Origin of the sequence: Frigoribacterium sp. ME-P-080 (assembly GCF_030209595.1) — a bacterium.
Lineage (GTDB): Bacteria > Actinomycetota > Actinomycetes > Actinomycetales > Microbacteriaceae > Frigoribacterium.
The window spans coordinates 113,010-132,277 of record NZ_JARVRR010000001.1 but is presented as its reverse complement, the minus strand read 5'-3'; the positions used below and the strand labels follow the sequence as shown (position 1 = coordinate 132,277).

The window sequence follows — 19,268 nt, the reverse complement described above, 5'->3', positions numbered from 1 at the left end:
GACCGCAGGGCCGTGCCTCAGGCCGAGCGGCGGCTGATGAGCTTCGAGAGCACGATCGCGCTGCGGGTGTGGTCGACGTTCGGGGCGTTGCGCACGCGTTCGAGGGCCTCCTCGAGCGACGGGATGTCGCGGCTGCGCATGTGGACGATGGCGTCGGCGCTGCCGGTCACCGTCCCGGCGTCGACGACCTCGGGGACCGTGCCGAGGATGCGCTGCAGTTCTTGGGGCGATACGGTGCCACGGCAGAACAGCTCGACGTAGGCCTCGGTGCCGAGCCCGTCGACGGCGGGGTCGACCTGGACGGTGAACCCCTTGATGACCCCGTCGGCGACGAGGCGGTCGACGCGGCGTTTCACCGCCGAGGCGCTGAGGCCGACCGAGGCGCCGATGTCGCCGTACCCTGCGCGGGCGTTCTGGCGCAGGAGGTCGATGATGCCGTAGTCGAGATTGTCCACCACGGCATCGTACGCCCGAATGCTGCACCAGAGCTGACAAATACGCAAGAAAAGTGCGTGAGAGCTCGGCCTCGTGCGCGCCCACGATGTGACACTGATCCGGTGAGCCTGACGATCGAACCCACCGACCTGCCCGATGCGACCGCCGTGGGGGCCTCGACCCGCGTGGCCAGCCACCGCACCATCTTGATGTGTCGGCCCGAGCACTTCACCGTCAGCTACAAGATCAACCCGTGGATGGACCCCACCACGCCGACCGACACCTCGCTGGCGCTGGCCCAGTGGCAGACCCTCTACGACACCTACGTCGGCCTGGGGTTCGACGTCGAGCTTATCGACCCCGAACCGGGTCTGCCGGACATGGTCTACTCGGCCAACGGCGGCTTCGTCCTCGACGGCGTCGCCTACGGCGCGCGCTTCACCTACCCCGAGCGCCAGGCCGAGGGCCCGGCCTACATGCGGTGGTTCGCCTCGGCGGGCTTCGAGGTCGCCGAGCCCTCCGAGACCAACGAGGGCGAAGGGGACTTCCTGCTGGTCGGCGACGTCATCCTGGCCGGCACGGGCTTCCGCAGCGACTCGAGCTCGCACGACGAGATCGGTCGCGTCTTCGGGCGCGAGGTCGTCAGCCTCACCCTGGTGAACCCGAGCTTCTACCACCTCGACACCGCCATCGCCGTGCTCGACCCCGAGCCGGTGGACGGCCGCCACACCATCGCGTACCTCGAGAGCGCCTTCGACGACGCGTCGCTCGCGATCCTGCGGCAGCGCTTCCCCGACGCGATCCTCGTCAGCGAGGAGGACGCCGCCATCCTCGGCCTGAACTCGTACTCCGACGGCCACAACGTCGTGATCGCCGCCCGGGCGACCGGCTTCGAACGTCAGCTGCGCGAGCGCGGCTACAACCCGATCGGCGTCGACCTCTCCGAGCTGCTGCTCGGCGGCGGCGGCGTCAAGTGCTGCACCCTCGAGCTGCGTCGCTGAGGGTCGAGCCTGACCACCAGGCCTGACCGTCGAGCCTGACCACCAGGCCTGGCCGTCAGGCCGGCGGTCGCGCGAAGAGGTAGACGACGCTCCGACCGGTGCGGTGCTCCTGTCTGATCTCGTACCCCTGGTCGCGGAGCTGCCGCAGGTCGGCCTCGCTGAGGACGTCGACGGAGAGCCGTGCGATCCAGAGGCGGTCGACCGACGACAGCCGGTCGGCCAGTTCGACGGCGTCGTCCTCGTCGTCGAGACGCAGGGTGACGTCCGAGTACGAGCCCGACGGCAGGCCCGAGCGGACGTAGGCCACGTCGTCGAGCTCGGCGAATCGATCCGGGTAGGCGTACATCGCCTGGCGGGGTCGCGTCGACACGGTGCCGGTCGCGTCGAGCAGGAACGCGTCGCCCGGGCGCGCCTGGCTCTCGATGTAGCTCGAGAGCTGCGAGAGGTCGCTGCCGCCGCCCTTGCCGGTGGGCAGTCGCTGCAGCACGTACGTCGGCACCGAGGCCGCCACCAGCAGGGCGACGAGGGCGATGCTGATCCAGCGCCGGCGGAAGCCGGTGACGGCCACGGCCAGCAGCAGGCACATGCCGGGTGCCGAGAAGGTCACCAGCCTCGACGTGTACACGGGCGACAGGACTAGTCCCAGTGCGAGCAGCAGTCCGGCGGGCAACGCGACCCAGAGCGCGCCGAGCAAGACCACGCTGCCGGGCGTCCGCGAGCGGTCGCGGAGACGGGTGCCGAGCAGGATGAGCAGGACCGCCGAGACCACGGCGAAGGCCAGGCCCGTGACGAACCACGGTTCGACCAGGACCGTCCACCAGGTGACGTCGGCTCCCGTCGACGGATCGGCCACCCCCAGGAGGCGCGAGCGCTCGGCGAGGACCGTCCCGATGACCGGCGAGGTCACGAACAACGCCGCCCCGGTCGAGACGGACCAGCCGAGGAGGCGGTGGCGGGCTCCGCGACGCCGGCGCTGTGCCGGCGCCAGCAGCAGGAACACGCCGTGCACCACGATGATCAGGCCGAGGGGGACGAAGGTCGCGATCGACCCGGCGAGGACCGCGCCGTACCCGATCCACCAGCGTCGGCGGTGACGCCGGGAGGCCACGAGCAGCAGCACGGTCACCCAGACGGCCAGGGCGACCGACAGGGCGTAGGGCCGGGCCTCGGCGGCCTCGAGCGTGAAGCGGGGCAGCACCGCGAAGACCGCGGCGGCCAGCAGCGCGGTGCGACGGGTCGTCAGCATCCGCGTCAGGACGAGCACCCCGGCCGCCCCGGCCCCGACGAAGACGGCCGACGGGAACCTCGTGGCCACCTCGGCCTCGCCGAAGGCGCCGACCCAGAAGTGCATGAAGAGGTAGTAGACCGTGTGCACCGCGTCGCGCTGGTGCACGAAGGCCAGCAACTCGCCGAGGGGGAGGCGCGCCACCTGCAGCGTCGTCGCCTCGTCGCTCCAGTACGAGGGCACCCAGCTGAACGCGGCCCCGAGCAGCAGTGCCGCGAGTCCGGCGACGAGCGGGTCGAGCCAGCGGCTGCGGAGGGAGACGACCGCGGGGTCGTGGCCGATGCTCACGAGACGGTCCCACCAACGGCCATGCCGCGGTGCCCACCACCGGCCATGCCGCGGTACCCACCACCGGCCATGCCGTTAAACGAGTCAGGCCCCGCCTGAGCGGGGCCTTCTGTGGCTGGACACGGCATCGATCCGTGGACCTTTCGATTTTCAGTCGAACGCTCTACCAACTGAGCTACCCAGCCGTGAGGGCCCGAAGCCCCCAGGCGATGAACTCGCCTTGGCGACCCTGACCGGACTTGAACCGGCGACCTCCGCCGTGACAGGGCGGCGCGCTAACCAACTGCGCTACAGGGCCAAACTTGCTGCTGTGACACAGCGTACTCGATGTTCTGTTGTGATTGGTGCAGGTGCTGCCTCGGTGCTGTCTTGCAGTGGTGCTGGTGACCCCAACGGGATTCGAACCCGTGCTGCCGCCGTGAAAGGGCGGTGTCCTAGGCCACTAAACGATGGGGCCGTGTCCGAGGACGTCATAGCAACCGATCACAGAGCATACGGATGATCGCGGGGAAAAGCAAAACGAGGGCGACGGCGGGTGCTGCGCGCGCCTCCTCGTCCCCTGTCGTGGTCGGGCGACACGCTCGCCACTCCGCCTCGGCTGCCCCGCGATCACCGACTCGACGGCTAGTTTCAAGTCGTTCTTGAGAGTTCGGGGTCGACCGTCGGTCGACCGCCCGGCGGCGTCGCGTCCGCGGCGCTGTACGGGACCGGGCGTCGGCGATACCGTGTCCTGCACGGCGACCCCGGCGCGACCGGCCGGGCTCGATGCCGTCACGACGAATCGGAACCACTCGATGACCTCCACCCGCCGCACCGGGCGCCCGCGCCTCGTGAGCCTCACCTCGGGCCCGCTCGCTCCGTCGTCGCGCCTGGCCCGCATCGTCGTGACCGTGGCGGCCGCCTCCTTGCTGCTCACCGCCGGTGTCGTCGGACTGCCCGCGTCGTCGGCGACGGCCGCGTCCTACCCGTCGTGGGAGGACGTCCAGAAGGCCCGCGGCGACGAGACCGCGAAGCAGGCCGAGATCACCAACCTCGAGGGCATCCTCACCCAGATGCAGGCCGATCTCGACGCCGCGAACACCGAGGCCGAGAAGCGCGGTGACGAGCTGCAGAAGGCCCAGTCCGCCTACGACGACGCCCAGTACAAGACCGCCCAGCTGCAGTCGCAGGCCGACTCCGCCGACCAGGTGGCCGCGGCCAGCGAGGAGCGGGCGGGTCAACTCGCCGCGCAGCTCGGTCGCTCCGGTGGCACGAACGGCGTCAGCGGCACCCTGATCGCCGACCCGGGTGAGGCCGGGCAGCTGCTCTACAAGCTCGGTGCGATGAGCAAGCTCACCGAGCAGGCCGACGGCATCTACGCGCAGGCCACGCAGGACCGCAACACCGCACAGGGGCTCAGCGACCAGGCCGCCGTCGCCGAGGCCGCCCTCGCCGTGCTGGCCGACGAGGCACAGCAGGCCCTCGCCGACGCGAACGACGCCGCCCAGGCCGCGAGCGACGCCCTCGCCGCACAGCAGGAGAACCAGGCGCGGCTCCAGGCCCAGCTCGAGACCCTGAAGACCAACGTCGACCACACCGAGGCCGAGTACCAGAAGGGCGTCGAGGAGTCACGGGCCGCCGCTGCCGCCGCGGCGGCGGCGACCAACGGCACGGCCCTCGGGGTCGTCTCGCCCCAGGGCTGGACGCGCCCCGCCGGCGGCAACATCTCGAGCGGCTTCGGCATGCGCGTCAACCCCGTGACGCACGCGTACATCCTGCACGCGGGCACCGACCTCGCCGCAGGCTGCAACACGCCCATCTACGCCGCCACCGCGGGCGTCGTCAGCTACGCCGGCTGGTACGGCGGCTACGGCAACTTCGTGCTGATCGACCACGGCAACGGCGTCACAACCGGGTACGGCCACCAGCCGAACGGCGGCATCATGGTCAGCGTCGGGCAGGCGGTCGGCACCGGCCAGCAGATCGGGCACGTCGGCTCGACCGGCAACTCGACCGGCTGCCACCTGCACTTCGAGACCCGCGTCGGCGGCGTCGCGCAGAACCCCCAGCCGTTCATGGCGGACCGCGGCATCCGCCTCTAGGCGCCGTCCCCGGACGAGGCCACGACGAAGGGCCCGACACCACGTGGTGTCGGGCCCTTCGTCGTACCGGGGTGCGGGGAGGTCAGTGCCCCTCGTCGGCCAGCTTCGTGATGCCGGCCTCGACGATGGCCTCGGCCTCGGCGGCGTCGCCCCAGCCCTCGGTCTTGACCCACTTGCCGGGCTCGAGGTCCTTGTAGTGCTCGAAGAAGTGCTCGATCTCCTTGCGGAGGTACTCGGGCACGTCGGTGACGTCCTGGATGTGCTCCCAGCGCGGGTCCTTCGCGGGGACGGCGATGACCTTGGCGTCGCTGCCGCCGTCGTCGGTCATGTTGAAGACGCCGACCGGGCGCACCTTGACCCCGACGCCCGGGAAGAGCGGGTAGTCGAGCAGCACGAGCACGTCGACGGGGTCGCCGTCGAGGCCGAGCGTGTTCTCGAAGAAGCCGTAGTCGGTCGGGTAGACGAACCCGGTGAACAGGACGCGGTCGAGGTAGACGCGACCGGTCTCGTGGTCGACCTCGTACTTGTTGCGGCTGCCTTTGGGGATCTCGATCACGGCGTCGTACGCGGCCATGGGTGTGCTCCTTGCGATGCGTCGTTGGGGGGTCCGACCCGACGGGTCGGCGGTGTCGCTAACGTTACAAGATGCCCGACAGACCCCGCCTGACCCCCGCGACGGCCGACGTCCGACGAGCCGTGCGCGCCTCCTTGTCCGGTCACGACGAGGGCGACCTCGTGCTCGTGGCCCTCAGCGGCGGGCCGGACTCCCTCGCGCTCGCCGCGGGGCTCGCCTTCGAGGCGCCGCGTGCGGGGCTGCGCGCCGGGGCGGTCGTCGTCGACCACGACCTGCAGGGCGACTCTCGCACCGTCGCGGCCCGCGCGGCCGAGCAGGCTCGCGGCCTCGGGCTCGACCCCGTCGTCGTCGTCCGGATCTCGGTGGGCACCGAGGGCGGTCCCGAGGCGGCGGCCCGCACGGCCCGCTACGACGCGCTGTCGTCCGTCGCCTCCGAGCAGGGTGCCCGCACCGTGCTGCTCGGCCACACCCGCGACGACCAGGCCGAGACGGTGCTGCTCGGCCTCACCCGGGGCAGCGGTGCGACGAGCCTGAGCGGCATGGAGGCGCGCTCGGGCCTGTACGCCCGCCCCCTGTTGGTCGTCGGTCGCTCGACCACGGCGGCGGCCTGCACCGACGCCGGCCTCGAGGCCTGGGCCGATCCGCACAACGACGACCCGACCTTCACGCGGGTGCGACTGCGGCGGACCGTCCTGCCGATGCTCGAGCGCGAGCTGGGCCCGGGCATCACCGAGGCGCTCGCGCGGACGGCGGACGCGCTGCGCGAGGACTCGTCCGCCCTCGACCACTTCGCCGACGAACTGGCCGAGGAGCTGGCCGACCACGCCGAGGCGGGCATCTCGCTCGACGTCCGGGGGCTCGCCGCGAACCCGGCGGCCCTGCGTCAGCGACTGATCCGGCTCGCGGTGCAGAGCGAGTTCGGCGTCTCGCTGAGCCGCGTCCAGACCCTCGAGGTCGCCCGGCTGGTGACCGACTGGCACGGGCAGGGGGCGGTGTCGCTGCCGGGCATTACAGTGGAACGCACCGGAGGCGCGCTGCACTTCTCGGCGACCGGCGCCTCCTGAGATCCCCCTCGGCACCCCACGACCCCAGGAGCACGACACCACCATGGAACTCAGCGACATCGAGGCCGACCTGACCAGCGTGCTCTACACCGAAGAGCAGATCCACGCCAAGATCGCCGAGGTCGCCCGGCAGGTCGAGGCCGACTACGCCGGTCGCGAGCCGCTTCTGGTGGGCGTCCTCAAGGGCGCGGTCATGGTCATGGCCGACTTCTCGCGCGAGCTCAAGCTGGCCTCGGCGATGGACTGGATGGCCGTCTCGTCGTACGGCTCCGGCACCAAGTCGTCGGGCGTCGTGCGCATCCTCAAAGACCTCGACAGCGACCTGCACGGCCGCGACGTCATCATCGTCGAGGACATCATCGACTCGGGCCTCACGCTGTCGTGGCTGCTCGAGAACCTGCAGAAGCGCGGCGCGGCGTCGGTCGAGATCTTCGCGCTCTTCCGCAAGCCGGCCGCCGCCAAGGTCGCCGTCGACGTCAAGTACGTCGGCTTCGAGATCCCGAACGACTTCGTCATCGGCTACGGCCTCGACTACGACGAGAAGTACCGCAACCTCCGCGGTGTCGGGGTGCTCGCCCCGCACGTCTACAGCTAGCGGTCCGCTCCCGGGCGGGGCCGATCAAGCCCTCGGCGAACACCCATCCAGGGCATAGCAGCCCCGATGTACCCTTTTGCTCACGTTCTTCCTGCAGAAAGGTGTCGGGCGTCGCCCGTACTGACATGGACTTCAAGAAACTCTTCCGCGGTCCGATCATCTACATCGTGATCGCGGTCATCGGCATCGGCATCGGGTGGAGCCTCATCAGCGGGGCGGGCACGACGCAGATCTCGACCCAGAAGGGCCTCGAGGCGATCCAGGCCGACAAGGTCAAGTCGGCGACGATCTTCAGCAACGAGCAGCGCGTCGACCTCGTCCTGAAGGACGGCGACAAGGCCGAGCAGTTCTACTACGCGACGCCGCGCGGTTCCGAGGTCGTCGACGCCGTCACCGACGCGAACCTCGAGAACTTCGACGACACCGTCACGCAGACCAGCTGGTTCATGTCGCTGCTCAGCATCCTGCTGCCGTTCCTGATCATCGGCGTCATCTTCTGGTTCTTGCTCTCGTCCATGCAGGGCGGCGGCAGCAAGGTCATGCAGTTCGGCAAGTCCAAGGCCAAGCTCGCCTCGAAAGAGACCCCGCAGGTCATGTTCACCGACGTCGCCGGAGCCGACGAGGCCATCGAAGAGCTCGAAGAGATCAAAGAGTTCTTGAAAGAGCCCGCCAAGTTCCAGGCCGTCGGCGCCCGCATCCCGAAGGGCGTGCTGCTCTACGGCCCTCCCGGCACCGGCAAGACCCTGCTCGCCCGCGCCGTCGCCGGCGAGGCCGGCGTCCCCTTCTTCTCGATCTCGGGGTCCGACTTCGTCGAGATGTTCGTCGGCGTCGGCGCCAGCCGCGTCCGCGACCTCTTCGAGCAGGCCAAGCAGAACAGCCCGGCGATCATCTTCGTCGACGAGATCGACGCCGTCGGTCGTCACCGCGGAGCCGGCATCGGCGGCGGCAACGACGAGCGCGAGCAGACCCTCAACCAGCTGCTGGTCGAGATGGACGGCTTCGACGTCAAGACCAACGTCATCCTGATCGCGGCGACCAACCGCCCCGACGTGCTCGACCCGGCCCTGCTGCGCCCCGGCCGCTTCGACCGCCAGATCGGCGTCGACGCTCCGGGTCTCGACGGCCGCCGGCAGATCCTCGAGGTCCACGGCAAGGGCAAGCCCCTCGCCGCCTCGGTCAACCTCGAGGTGCTGGCCCGTAAGACCCCCGGGTTCACGGGTGCCGACCTGGCCAACGTCCTCAACGAGGCCGCCCTGCTCACCGCCCGTTCCAACGCGCAGCTGATCGACAACCGTGCCCTCGACGAGGCGGTCGACCGCGTCATGGCCGGCCCGCAGCGCCGCAGCCGCATCATGAACGACCACGAGAAGCTCATCACCGCGTACCACGAGGGTGGCCACGCCCTCGCCGCCGCGGCCATGCGCCACACCGACCCCGTGACCAAGATCACGATCCTGCCCCGCGGTCGGGCCCTGGGCTACACGATGGTCCTGCCCCTCGAGGACAAGTACTCGGTGACCCGCAACGAGCTGCTCGACCAGCTCACGTACGCCATGGGCGGCCGTGTCGCCGAAGAGCTCGTCTTCCACGACCCGACCACCGGTGCCTCGAACGACATCGAGAAGGCCACGGCGACCGCCCGCAAGATGGTCACCGAGTACGGCATGAGCAACAAGGTGGGCTCGGTCAAGCTCGGCCAGGCCTCCGGCGAGATGATGATGGGCCGCGACGGAAGCTCGCGCGACTACTCGGAGAACATCGCCGAGACGGTCGACGCCGAGGTCCGCGTGCTGCTCGAGCAGGCGCACGACGAGGCGTGGGAGGTCATCAACGACAACCGCGACGTGCTCGACTTCCTCGCCCGCGAGTTGCTCGAGAAAGAGACCCTCGACCACGACGAGCTCGCCGAGATCTTCAAGGACGTCCGCAAACTGCCCGAGCGCCCGCAGTGGCTCTCGAGCGACAAGCGTCCGGTGTCCGACCGCCCGGCGATCCCGATGCCGACGAAGTCGCCCGTGGACGCCGAAGCCGTCGACGGCGGCGTCGACTCCGAGCCGACGACCAAGCCGGCCCGCACGCGCCCGCCCCGCACGACGCCCGGCATCGCCACGGCCTGACGCACGATCGGCCCGACCGGCTGCGCCCAGGCGCAGCCGGTCGATAGCCTGAGGGCTCGTCCCCAGCACCGAACGGAGGTACCGCTTCGTGACCGACCCGTCTCGCGGCACCCCCGCCACGTCCGCTGACGACGGACGTCTGCCCGCTGCGACCCACGAGGGCGGCGCCGTACCGTCGAAGCGACCTCGCGGTCGGGAGCGCTACCCGGCCGACGTCGTCGTCGACGCGCCCCCGGCCTCCGCCCGGGCAGCCGCCGACGAGCTCGCCGTGGGCCCGATCACGCAGGGACGTCTCGTCCTGGCACAGAACGAGACCGCGGCCGTCCGTCCCCCGGCCCAGCTGCCGCCCGTCACGCACACACCGGCGACCACGTCCGCGACGAGCCTCCCCGCCGAGGCGCCGGCCCCCGCGGTCCGCTCCGGACGTCGGCTCGTGGCCGGCGGTCGGTTCGAGGGGCCGCTGCACGAGCGGTCGTTCGACGACGCCGACGCCGTGCTCGAGGCGCGGTCACGACCCGAGCGGCAGCGCGCCGGTTCGCACGCGGCACCCGCGGTGCGTGACCGGGTCGCGACCGGCCCGGGGTCGCACGGCGCGCCTCCTGCACCGGTTCTCCGCCGGTCGCGCGACCGATCCGGTGCTCGCCGGCCCGGCCCGCAGGTGATGGGCGTGCTCAACGTGACGCCCGACTCGTTCAGCGACGGCGGTCGTCACCTCGACCTGGACGCCGCCCTGGCCCATGCCCGCGCCCTCGTCGCGCAGGGGGCCGACATCGTCGACGTGGGCGGCGAATCGACCCGGCCCGGTGCCTCTCGGGTCGAGCCCGCGGACGAGCTGCGCCGGGTGCTGCCGGTCGTGCGAGAACTCGCGGCCGAGGGGGTGCGCGTCAGCATCGACACGATGAACGCGTCGACCGCCGCCGCCGCGCTCGAGGCCGGTGCCGAGATCGTCAACGACGTGTCGGGGGGCCTCGCCGACGTCGACATGGCCCGGGTCGCCGCCGAGAGCGGCCGCACCTTCGTGGTCATGCACTGGCGAGGTCGACTCGACGGCTCGGGCCAGGCACCCGCCGCCGCGTCACGCGACTACGACGGTGACGTCGTCGGCACCGTCGCCGACGAGCTCGCCGCGCGGGTCGACGACCTGGTCGCCCGCGGCGTCGACCCGTCCGCGATCGTGCTCGACCCCGGGCTGGGGTTCTCCAAGGACGCCACCCAGAACTGGCAGCTGCTCGCCCACCTCGACGTGCTCGGCCGGCTCGGCCTGCCCGTGCTCGTCGCCGCGTCGCGCAAGCGGTTCCTGGCCGACCTCCTGCCCGAGGGGGCGCCGCCCACCGACCGCGACCCCGCGACCGCCGTGATCAGCGTGCTGGCGGCCCAGGCCGACGTATGGGGCGTGCGCGTCCACGACGTCGCCGGGACCCGCGTCGCCCTCGACGTGCTGCAGGCCTGGACCGAGGCCGCGGTGGCTCCCCGCCGACCGGCGAGGCACGCGTGACCGGCGTCGAGAGCGGGCCCGACGGCCTGCCCGCGCGCGAGCCCGAGTCGGTCCCCGAGCACGAGACGGTCGGCGGGCCCGTGCCGGTCCTCCGCGCGACCGGCCTCGACGTGCTGCGCCTCAGCGGCGTCCGGGCAACCGGCCACCACGGCGTCTTCGACCACGAGCGCCGCGACGGGCAGGAGTTCGTCGTCGACGTCGTCGTGCACCTCGACACCTCCCCGGCGGCGTCCGGGGACGACCTCGGCGAGACCGTGCACTACGGCGTCCTGGCCGAAGAACTCGTGGCCGCCGTCGAGCGCGACCCGGTCGACCTGATCGAGACCCTCGCCGAGCGCCTCGCCGGCGTCGTGCTCGCGCACCGTGCGGCGGTATCCACCGAGGTGACCGTGCACAAGCCGGGCGCCCCGATCACCGTGCCCTTCGGCGACGTGTCGATCACCATCAGCCGGGAGCGCGCGTGAGCGGCCCGAGCACGGGCGCGCCGAGCACGGCCGCGCCGCGCGTCCGGCGTGCGGTGATCGCCCTCGGCTCGAACCTCGGCGACCGCGACACCCTGCTGCGCGAGGCCGTCCGGGCCGTCGACGCGACCCCCGGCATCACGGTCGTCGCGGCCTCCGCGCCCGTGTCGTCGACCGCCGTCACGCTCGACGGCCTCGATCCGGGCAAGCCGACCTACCTCAACGCCGTGCTGCTCGCCGACGTCACGCTCGACGACGACGCCCTGCTCGACGCGCTGCAGGCGATCGAGGCCACGCACGGGCGCACCCGCGAGGTGCGCTGGGGCGACCGGACCCTCGACCTCGACGTCGTCGCCCTCGACGACGAGCGCATCGACACCGAGCGCCTGCAGGTGCCGCACCCCCGCGCCGCCGAGCGCGCGTTCGTGCTCGAGCCCTGGCTCGAGCTGGACCCGGAGGCGCGGCTCGCCGGAGCCGGGCGGGTCGCCGACCTGGCGTCCCGGCTCACCGAGCGCACCCGTCCCGTGCCGGGAGCGACCTCGCTGCTCGACCCCGCGCCCGAGCCTCCGTTGCTCGACCCCGCGTCCGACCACGGGTCCGCGCACGACCCGACCACCGACCCCAGCCCAGGAGCCCCGTGAAGCACACCCGCCCCTCCACCCTGGTCGGCCTGATCATCGTGGCCGTGGCCGCCGGCTTCGTCCTCGACTCGGTGTTGGTCGCCATGCGTCAGCCCTCGATCGTGCTGCCCTTCGCGCTCGGCCTCGTGCTGCTCGGCATCGGCGGCGTCGTCGTCTCGATGGCCGTGCCCGTGCACCGGGTCGCGACCGGGTCGAGCAAGGAACGCGTCGACCCCTACTACGCGACCCGCGTGCTGCTGCTGGCCAAGGCGAGCAGCCTGGCCGGTGCCCTGTTCGGCGGCTTCGCCGGGGGAGTCCTGCTGTTCGTCCTGTCCCGCGGCGTGGGGGTCGCTGTAGGCTCGCTCGTGCCCGCGATCGTCGCCGTCGTCGGCGGTGCGGGGCTGCTGGTGGCCGGCATCGTCGCCGAGCGCATGTGCACCGTCCCGCCCGCCGACGACGAGCACGGCCAGGGCTCGGGCACACAGGCGGTCTGACCGCCTGCGGTCCCACCACCGCCGACCGACCGCTGCCGACCGGAAGAGACGCCGACATGGACCGACTCGACATCCCCGACGCCGAGTGGAACCGCGTCTCGCCCAAGTACGTCTGGCCCGAGCTGATCGGCTACCTCGTCACCGGCCTGATCGTGGCCGGTGCCACCGTCCCGCTCTGGCTGATCGGCCAGTGGTGGACCTACGCGATCACCGCCGTCGTGGTGGTCGTCACCGTCGTGGTCGCCGCCCTGACCCCCCGTCGCGTCCGGGCGATCGGCTACCAGCTGCGCGAGGACGACCTGCTGCTGCGCAAGGGCATCCTGTACCTGCGCGTCGTGGCCGTGCCCTACGGGCGCATGCAGCTCATCGACATCAACCGTGGCCCGGTCGTCCGGGCGCTCGGCCTCAGCGACCTGAAGTTCGTCACCGCGGCCGCGGCGTCGGCCGTGACGATCCCGGGCGTCCCCGCCGACGAGGCCGAGCGGCTGCGCGACCGCCTCGTCGAGCTGGCCGAATCGCGTCGGGCCGGCCTGTGAGCGACCCCCGCACCGGGGCGGACGGCGGCGGGGGCCGACCCGCGCCTCCGGAAGTCGCCGCGCTCACCGACGGCGAGTGGCACCGTCTGCACCCGGCCACCCCGCTGCTCAAGGGCGGCATCGCCCTGGCCGCGGTGCTCGTCATCCTGTTCAACAACGCGCGCGAGTACGTGGTCGAACTGTTCGTGCCCGGCGGTCGGCGGGGTGACGAGGGCGACCCGTTCGGGTACGTCGTCGACAAGGGCTGGCTGGGCCTGTTGCTGCTCGCCGTGGTCGTGGTGATCGCCCTGTTCGTGGGCGGGTTCTGGTTGTCGTGGCGCATGCACACCTTCAGGGTGGGCGAGGACGTCGTCGAGGTCCGCAGCGGCATCGTGTTCCGCACGAACCGGCGGGCGCGGCTCGACCGCATCCAGGGCATCAACATCCAGCGTCCCCTGCTGGCCCGCGTCTTCGGCGCCGCCAAGCTCGAGGTCACCCAGGCCGGGCAGGACGCCAACGTCACCCTCGCCTACCTGCGGTCGGCGTCGGCGGACGACCTGCGCCGCGAGATCCTGCGGCGCGCGGGCGGGGCGCAGCAGACGCACGCCCCGGCCCCGAGCGCGCCCGGTGCACCGGTCGATCCGCGAGGCGCGGGCACGGGCGATGCGACCGACCCGGCCGCCGTCGCCGGGACCTCGACCCCCGGTCGGACCGGCGCCCCCGCCCCGCACCGGCAGGGCTTCGGCGGTCTGGTCGAGCAGCGCGCCCACGAGTTCCTCGCACCCGAGCTCGACCCCGACGAGGCACCGCCCCGGTCGGTCGTGGCCCTCTCGCCCGGTCGCCTCATCGGTTCGACCGTCCTGAGCGGTTACACGCTGTTCCTCCTGGCGGCCGTCCTGGCGATCGTGATCAGCGTGGTCACGACGGGCGAGTGGTTCCTGCTCTTCGTGCTGCTGCCGGCCGTGCTCGGCTCGGGCGGGTTCTACGTCAACCGCATCACGAAGTCGCTGCGCTACACGATCGCCGGCACGCGCGACGGGGTCCGCATCGGCTACGGCCTCTTCTCGACCTCGAACGAGACGCTGCCGCCCGGCCGCATCCACTCGATCAAGGTCAGCCAACCGCTGCTCTGGCGCCCGTTCGGCTGGTGGGACGTCAAGATCAACCGCGCCTCGCGTTCGAGCACCAAGGGTGCCGCGGGGCAGGAGAACACGACGATCCTGCCGGTCGGCGACGAGGACGACGTCCGCCGCGTCCTCGAACTCGTCCTGCCCGAGCTGGTCGGCGTGGCCGCCGTCGGCGTCGCCTCCGAGGAGGCGCGGGCCGGGTCGCCCGCATCGGCCGACGCCCCCGAGGCGGTCGCCTCCGCGACGGTACCGGCGGCCGCCGGCTCCTCGACCGGCGAGGCCGCGCCTCCTGCCCTCGGGGGTGAGGCGATCGACGACGAGACGTCCGCGACCGGCGTGGCCGCGCCTCCTGCCGTCCGCGACGCCGTCGAGGCGACGACCGAGCACACCCTGACGCTCGTCGAGGGCGGGCTGAGGTCGAGCGGCACGGACGGCGGTTTCACCGTGTCTCCGCGCCGGGCCGCCGTGCTGCGCTGGTTCTCGTGGCGGCGCAACGGGTTCCGCTCGGCGCCGGGTGCGCTGTTGCTGCGCAAGGGCGCGATCTGGCGCCAGCTCGTCATCGTGCCGCTGCCCCGGGTGCAGAGCGTCGGCCTGGTGCAGGGTCCGTTGCGCCGCCGGCTGCGGCTCGCGACCGTGCACCTGCACACCGTCCAGGGGCCGATCGTCGCCGAGATCGGCGCACTCGACCAGGACGACGCCCTCGGCTTCTTCACGACCGCCGGTCGCGAGGCCGTCGCCGCCGCCCACGCCGACCGCACCCACCGCTGGAGCGAGGAGACCCCGTGACCGACCCGTCGACCGGCGGCCCCTCCCTCGGCGGCTCGTCCCTCGGTGGCCCACGCGACGCACCGCGCGACCCCCGGCCGACCGCGCGCGGCTCCGACCGGCGCAGCGGCCGTCTCGGCGTCGGCATCGTCGGCGCCGGCCGGGTCGGACCCGTGCTCGGTGCCGCGCTCGCCGCCGCCGGTCACGCGATCGTCGGCATCTCGGCCGTGTCCGAGCGCAGCCGCGACCGGGCCGAGGCGATCCTGCCGGGCGTGCCCCTGTTGACCGTGCCCGAGATCGTCGAGCGCAGCGAACTCGTCCTGCTCGCCGTCCCCGACGACCAGCTGGCCGACCTCGTCCAAGGCCTGGCCGCGACGGGCACCTGGCAGCCCGGCCAGCTCGTCGTGCACACCTCGCCCCGGCACGGGCTCGAGGTGCTCCGGCCCGCCCTCTCGTCGGGGGCGATCCCGCTGGCGATCCACCCGGCCCTCGCCTTCACGGGCACGACCATCGACCTCGTCCGACTGCGCGACGCCTGGTGCGCCGTCACCGCGCCTACCCCCGTCCAGCCGATCGGCCAGGCGCTCGTCGTCGAGATGGGGGCCGAGCCCGTCATCGTGGCCGAGGCCGACCGGCCGCGTTACGCCGAGGCCATCGCGACGGCCACGGAGTTCTCGGCCGCGATCGTCGCGCAGTCGGTCGGACTGCTGACCGAGCTGGGCCTGCCCGAGCCGGGACGGCTGCTCGCGCCGCTGATGCGGTCGGCCATGGACGCCGCCCTCGGCGAGGCCGGGGGCGCGGCCGGCCCCGGTACCATCGACATGGCCTCGTTCGACGACGGCCCCACCGCGTTCGGTGACCCGCGCGCCTGACCAGGCCCGCGCCTCCCGCCCCCTCCACCACCCCAGGAGCACCTGACACATGACCGCCGCGCCCGACCCGATCACCACCCCCGACGACGAGGCGGCCACCGCCGCGCGCGAGGCGTCGGAGCAGAAGCAGGTGCGGCTCGACAAGCGCGCCCGCCTGCTCGAGGCCGGCGTCGAGGCGTACCCGGTCGGCGTGCCGATCACCGACACGATCGGTGCGGTCCGCACCCGGTACGCCGAGCTCGAGACCGACAGCCGCTCGGGTGACGTCGTCGGGCTGGCCGGTCGCGTCGTGCACGCCCGCAACACGGGCAAGCTCTGCTTCGCCGCGCTCCAGGCGGGCGACGGCAGCCGAATCCAGGCCATGGTCTCGCTCGCCGAGGTCGGCGAGCAGCGCCTCGCCGACTGGAAAGAGCTCGTCGACCTGGGCGACCACGTCTTCGTCAAGGGCGAGGTCATCTCGTCCCGTCGCGGCGAGCTGTCGATCATGGTCACCGAGTGGTCCATCGCGGCCAAGGCGATCCTGCCGCTGCCGAACCTGCACTCCGAGCTCAGCGAGGAGACGCGCGTGCGTCAGCGCTACCTCGACCTGATCGTGCGCGACCAGGCCCGTGCCACCGTCCGCGCCCGGGCCGCCGCGGTCTCGTCGCTGCGCCGCACCTTCGACTCGTACGAGTACCTCGAGGTCGAGACGCCCATGCTGCAGACCATGCACGGCGGCGCCGCGGCCCGACCGTTCCAGACGCACAGCAACGCCTTCGACACCGAGCTGTACCTGCGCATCGCGCCCGAGCTGTTCCTCAAGAGGGCCGTCGTCGGTGGCATCGACCGCGTCTTCGAGATCAACCGCAACTTCCGCAACGAGGGCGCCGACTCGACGCACTCGCCCGAGTTCGCGATGGTCGAGGCGTACCAGGCCTACGGCGACTACGACCAGATGGCGCGCCTCACGCAAGAGCTCGTGCAGAACGCCGCCATGGCCGTCTCCGGCTCGCACCTCGTCACCCTCGCCGACGGCACCGAGTACGACCTCGGCGGCGAGTGGGCCCGCGTGCCGATGTACGAGTCGCTCAGCGAGGCCGCCGGAGTCGAGATCACGCCGTCGACCACCGTCGCCGACCTGCAGGCGCTCGCCGCCACCGTCGACCTGGTCGTGCCGCACGAGACCCACGGCAAGCTCGTCGAAGAGCTCTGGGAGCACTTCGTCAAGCCGTCGCTCGACCGCCCGACCTTCGTGGTCGACTTCCCGGTCGACACGAGCCCGCTCGTCCGCCAGCACCGCTCGAAGCCCGGCGTCGTCGAGAAGTGGGACCTCTACGTCCGCGGCTTCGAGCTCGCCACCGCGTACTCCGAGCTGGTCGACCCCGTGATCCAGCGCGAGCGCTTCGTCGAGCAGGCCGCCCTCTCGGCCCGCGGCGACGCCGAGGCCATGCGCCTCGACGACGACTTCCTCACCGCGCTCGAGCACGGCATGCCGCCGAGCGGCGGCATGGGCATGGGCATCGACCGCCTCCTGATGGCGATCACGGGCCTCGGCATCCGCGAGACGATCCTCTTCCCGCTGGTCAAGTAGCGCCCGCGCCCGCGCCCGCGCCCGCGTTCGCATTCGCGCTCGCGCTCGCGTTCGCGCGGGGGTGCGGACGCTCGCGCGTCGGGCGCAGGAGGCGCGGTGCCGGTCGGGCACCGCGCCTCCGTCGTCTCGGCGTCGAGAGGTGCACGTGGTTTTCCCCGGGAGGGCGACGTACCCTGGTCGGGTGCCTGAGTCCCTTGCCGGAGCCATCGTCTTCTCCGTGACGCCCACCATCCTCGTGGGCCTCATCTTCTGGTTCATCGTCCGGGCACTGCTGCGCTCCGACCGCACCGAGCGGGCCGCCTACGCCAAGGTCGAGGCCGAAGAGCGCGCCCGGGCCGAGGCGGAAGAGCGCGCCGAGTCGCGTGAGCTGTCCGGCCGCGCCGGCGCGACCGGCACCTCGGGCCTGTCCGACCGGTCGGATCTGTCCGACCGCTCCGACCTGTCCGACCGCTCGGGCCGCCGCACGGTCTAGTCCGGCCTCTCCCGCCGCCGGGTGGGTCGCCGACGGGTGCGCCGGTGACGGGCGCGCCGGTGACGCGCGCGTCCTCAGGTCACGGCACCGCGCCTCCTGGACTCGCGGTGCCGTTCGACGTACCCCGACAGATCGGCCGCCGAGTTTCCGGTGAGCACCCTGGGAATGTGTACCCCCGGCGTGATAGCGACCGCCTATACCCGTTCCGGGCTGCTGTCAAACGTCGTTCGCCTTCGTACCCCGTCGGCGTCGAAACTCTGGACGTGCGCTCGGAGTAGTCCCGTCAGGGCCTGCACCAGCTTTTTTCCGCACGCCCCCGCACGCCAGACTCGAAGTACGCCGACGAGCTTCACGAACTAATCGACGCGACACCAGGTCAGTACTCGAGCAGGGAGAGAACGATGACGACCACTTCCGTCACCACGCGCAACACCACCACAGCCACCGACGACACCGAGGTCGAGGTCCTGTCGCAGGTCCGAGGGGCCTCCACCGACCAGGTCGGCGACTACCTCCGCCACATCGGCCGCATGCCGCTGCTCGACGCAGCGGAAGAGACCGAGATCGCCCGCCGCATCGAGGTCGGCCTGTTCGCCGGCGAGAAGCTCAAAGAGCTGCAGGCGGCCGACGCGGTCAAGAAGAACCGCACCAAGGCCCACGCCGAGATGCTCCGCGACCTCCGCTGGCTGCAGCACGACGGCGAGCGTGCGAAGGACCGCATGATCACCGCGAACCTCCGCCTCGTCGTCAGCATCGCCAAGCGCTACACGCAGCGTGGCCTGCCCTTCATGGACGTCATCCAGGAGGGCAACCTCGGCCTCGTCCGTGCCGTCGAGAAGTTCGACTACACGCAGGGCTACAAGTTCTCGACCTACGCCACGTGGTGGATCCGTCAGGCCATCGCCCGCGGCCTCGCCGACAAGGCGCGCGCCATCCGCATCCCGGTGCACACGGTCGAGCGCATCAACCGCATCTCGCGGGCCGAGCGTGACCTGACCGTCGACCTGGGCCGTGCGCCCACCGTCGACGAGGTGGCCGAAGAGGTCGCCATGGACGTCGCCGACCTCATCGAGCTTAAGTCCCGTTCGCACGAGCCGGTGTCGATCCACACCGTCGTCGGCGACGCGGAAGACAGTGAACTGGGCGACTTCATCGAGGACGAAGAGACCCCCTCGCCCACGCAGGCCACCGAGAGCTCGCTACTCAACCGCGACATGCACGCCCTCGTGGCGACGTTGCCCGAAGACGAGGCGCGCGTGATCCGCATGCGCTTCGGCCTCGACGACGACCAGCCGATGACCCTCGACGAGATCTCCAAGCGCGTCCACTCGTCGCGCCAGGCCGTCTCGCGCGTCGAGAGCCGTGCCCGCCTCCGCATGTTCGCGAAGGCCGTCAGCCAGGACCTCCAGCTCTACCTGCAGTAGGTCGTCTGCGGTC

At 71.9% G+C, this 19,268-nt stretch carries 18 protein-coding genes and 3 tRNA genes; 15 read left to right on the top strand and 6 right to left on the bottom strand.

The annotated features are described in order from the left end of the window. Positions 1-17: 17 nt before the first annotated feature. A complete protein-coding gene (locus QRN23_RS00635) occupies positions 18-455 on the bottom strand; it encodes an Lrp/AsnC family transcriptional regulator (protein WP_043593232.1) in 438 nt (145 codons plus the stop codon). A gap of 102 nt (positions 456-557) precedes the next feature. On the opposite strand from QRN23_RS00635, the gene ddaH reads away from it, so the two are divergent. Continuing rightward, complete coding sequence (gene ddaH / locus QRN23_RS00630) at positions 558-1,436, top strand: dimethylargininase (protein WP_502874796.1); 879 nt, start codon at positions 558-560, stop codon at positions 1,434-1,436. Positions 1,437-1,491: 55 nt separating this feature from the next. Here ddaH and QRN23_RS00625 read toward each other — a convergent pair whose 3' ends face one another. The 4 genes from QRN23_RS00625 to QRN23_RS00610 form a co-directional block, all read right to left on the bottom strand. Then, positions 1,492-3,009 carry a glycosyltransferase family 39 protein gene (locus QRN23_RS00625; protein ID WP_056044092.1) on the bottom strand — a complete coding sequence of 506 codons (1,518 nt, stop codon included), beginning with the start codon at positions 3,007-3,009 and terminating at the stop codon, positions 1,492-1,494. A gap of 112 nt (positions 3,010-3,121) precedes the next feature. Then, a tRNA-Phe gene (locus QRN23_RS00620) sits at positions 3,122-3,194 on the bottom strand. Between the two features lie 36 nt (positions 3,195-3,230). Next, positions 3,231-3,307 (bottom strand) — tRNA-Asp (locus QRN23_RS00615). Positions 3,308-3,390: 83 nt separating this feature from the next. Further along, positions 3,391-3,466: transfer RNA gene (locus QRN23_RS00610), tRNA-Glu, on the bottom strand. A gap of 337 nt (positions 3,467-3,803) precedes the next feature. Between QRN23_RS00610 and QRN23_RS00605 the strand changes: the two genes are divergently transcribed. Continuing rightward, on the top strand, positions 3,804-5,090 hold the full coding sequence (locus QRN23_RS00605) for a M23 family metallopeptidase (protein WP_056044090.1): 1,287 nt from the start codon (positions 3,804-3,806) through the stop codon (positions 5,088-5,090). 82 nt (positions 5,091-5,172) lie between these two features. Here the strand turns inward: QRN23_RS00605 and ppa are convergent, their stop codons facing one another. Continuing rightward, on the bottom strand, positions 5,173-5,664 hold the full coding sequence (gene ppa, locus QRN23_RS00600) for an inorganic diphosphatase (protein WP_043593233.1): 492 nt from the start codon (positions 5,662-5,664) through the stop codon (positions 5,173-5,175). 71 nt (positions 5,665-5,735) lie between these two features. Here ppa and tilS point away from each other — a divergent pair, with 71 nt between their 5' ends. The 13 genes from tilS (at position 5,736) to QRN23_RS00535 (ending at position 19,255) form a co-directional block, all read left to right on the top strand. Next, positions 5,736-6,728 (top strand): tRNA lysidine(34) synthetase TilS, encoded by a 993-nt coding sequence (tilS, locus tag QRN23_RS00595; protein WP_123571153.1) that lies wholly within the window; start codon positions 5,736-5,738, stop codon positions 6,726-6,728. A 43-nt stretch (positions 6,729-6,771) separates the two neighbouring features. Beyond that, complete coding sequence (gene hpt, locus QRN23_RS00590; protein WP_056044086.1) at positions 6,772-7,323, top strand: hypoxanthine phosphoribosyltransferase; 552 nt, start codon at positions 6,772-6,774, stop codon at positions 7,321-7,323. A 125-nt stretch (positions 7,324-7,448) separates the two neighbouring features. Continuing rightward, positions 7,449-9,440, top strand: coding sequence for an ATP-dependent zinc metalloprotease FtsH (gene ftsH, locus QRN23_RS00585; protein ID WP_056044084.1), 1,992 nt, complete (start codon positions 7,449-7,451; stop codon positions 9,438-9,440). Positions 9,441-10,101: 661 nt separating this feature from the next. Next, positions 10,102-10,935, top strand: a complete 834-nt coding sequence (gene folP / locus QRN23_RS00580) for a dihydropteroate synthase (RefSeq protein ID WP_285062190.1) — start codon at positions 10,102-10,104, stop codon at positions 10,933-10,935. Beyond that, positions 10,932-11,399, top strand: a complete 468-nt coding sequence (folB, locus tag QRN23_RS00575) for a dihydroneopterin aldolase (RefSeq protein WP_235452321.1) — start codon at positions 10,932-10,934, stop codon at positions 11,397-11,399. Before folP ends, folB begins: the two co-directional genes overlap by 4 nt. Further along, positions 11,396-12,037: a 2-amino-4-hydroxy-6-hydroxymethyldihydropteridine diphosphokinase gene (folK, locus tag QRN23_RS00570; RefSeq protein ID WP_285062009.1), complete on the top strand. Its 642-nt coding sequence runs from the start codon at positions 11,396-11,398 to the stop codon at positions 12,035-12,037. The genes folB and folK overlap by 4 nt, the downstream gene beginning before the upstream one ends. Next, positions 12,034-12,510 carry a DUF3180 domain-containing protein gene (locus tag QRN23_RS00565; RefSeq protein ID WP_056044083.1) on the top strand — a complete coding sequence of 159 codons (477 nt, stop codon included), beginning with the start codon at positions 12,034-12,036 and terminating at the stop codon, positions 12,508-12,510. The genes folK and QRN23_RS00565 overlap by 4 nt, the downstream gene beginning before the upstream one ends. Before the next feature lie 56 nt (positions 12,511-12,566). Next, positions 12,567-13,046: a PH domain-containing protein gene (locus QRN23_RS00560; RefSeq protein ID WP_056044081.1), complete on the top strand. Its 480-nt coding sequence runs from the start codon at positions 12,567-12,569 to the stop codon at positions 13,044-13,046. Beyond that, positions 13,043-14,938, top strand: coding sequence for a PH domain-containing protein (locus QRN23_RS00555; protein WP_285062007.1), 1,896 nt, complete (start codon positions 13,043-13,045; stop codon positions 14,936-14,938). Before QRN23_RS00560 ends, QRN23_RS00555 begins: the two co-directional genes overlap by 4 nt. Continuing rightward, positions 14,935-15,789 (top strand): Rossmann-like and DUF2520 domain-containing protein, encoded by an 855-nt coding sequence (locus QRN23_RS00550; protein WP_082460095.1) that lies wholly within the window; start codon positions 14,935-14,937, stop codon positions 15,787-15,789. Before QRN23_RS00555 ends, QRN23_RS00550 begins: the two co-directional genes overlap by 4 nt. 49 nt (positions 15,790-15,838) lie before the next feature. After that, entirely contained in the window at positions 15,839-17,359 is a 1,521-nt protein-coding gene (gene lysS / locus QRN23_RS00545; RefSeq protein WP_285062005.1) for a lysine--tRNA ligase, read from the top strand. 181 nt (positions 17,360-17,540) lie between these two features. Beyond that, a complete protein-coding gene (locus QRN23_RS00540) occupies positions 17,541-17,831 on the top strand; it encodes a hypothetical protein (RefSeq protein ID WP_159828251.1) in 291 nt (96 codons plus the stop codon). Between the two features lie 401 nt (positions 17,832-18,232). After that, positions 18,233-19,255, top strand: coding sequence for a sigma-70 family RNA polymerase sigma factor (locus QRN23_RS00535; RefSeq protein WP_056044073.1), 1,023 nt, complete (start codon positions 18,233-18,235; stop codon positions 19,253-19,255). Positions 19,256-19,268 lie beyond the last annotated feature (13 nt).

What these genes read in the sequence shown, in the direction of transcription:
- QRN23_RS00605 (WP_056044090.1), top strand. Translation starts at nt 3,804, where the DNA reads ATGACCTCCACCCGCCGCACCGGGCGCCCGCGCCTCGTGAGCCTCACC.
- ppa (WP_043593233.1), bottom strand. Translation starts at nt 5,664, where the DNA reads ATGGCCGCGTACGACGCCGTGATCGAGATCCCCAAAGGCAGCCGCAAC.
- tilS (WP_123571153.1), top strand. Translation starts at nt 5,736, where the DNA reads ATGCCCGACAGACCCCGCCTGACCCCCGCGACGGCCGACGTCCGACGA.
- hpt (WP_056044086.1), top strand. Translation starts at nt 6,772, where the DNA reads ATGGAACTCAGCGACATCGAGGCCGACCTGACCAGCGTGCTCTACACC.
- ftsH (WP_056044084.1), top strand. Translation starts at nt 7,449, where the DNA reads ATGGACTTCAAGAAACTCTTCCGCGGTCCGATCATCTACATCGTGATC.
- folP (WP_285062190.1), top strand. Translation starts at nt 10,102, where the DNA reads ATGGGCGTGCTCAACGTGACGCCCGACTCGTTCAGCGACGGCGGTCGT.
- QRN23_RS00560 (WP_056044081.1), top strand. Translation starts at nt 12,567, where the DNA reads ATGGACCGACTCGACATCCCCGACGCCGAGTGGAACCGCGTCTCGCCC.
- lysS (WP_285062005.1), top strand. Translation starts at nt 15,839, where the DNA reads ATGACCGCCGCGCCCGACCCGATCACCACCCCCGACGACGAGGCGGCC.
- QRN23_RS00535 (WP_056044073.1), top strand. Translation starts at nt 18,233, where the DNA reads ATGACGACCACTTCCGTCACCACGCGCAACACCACCACAGCCACCGAC.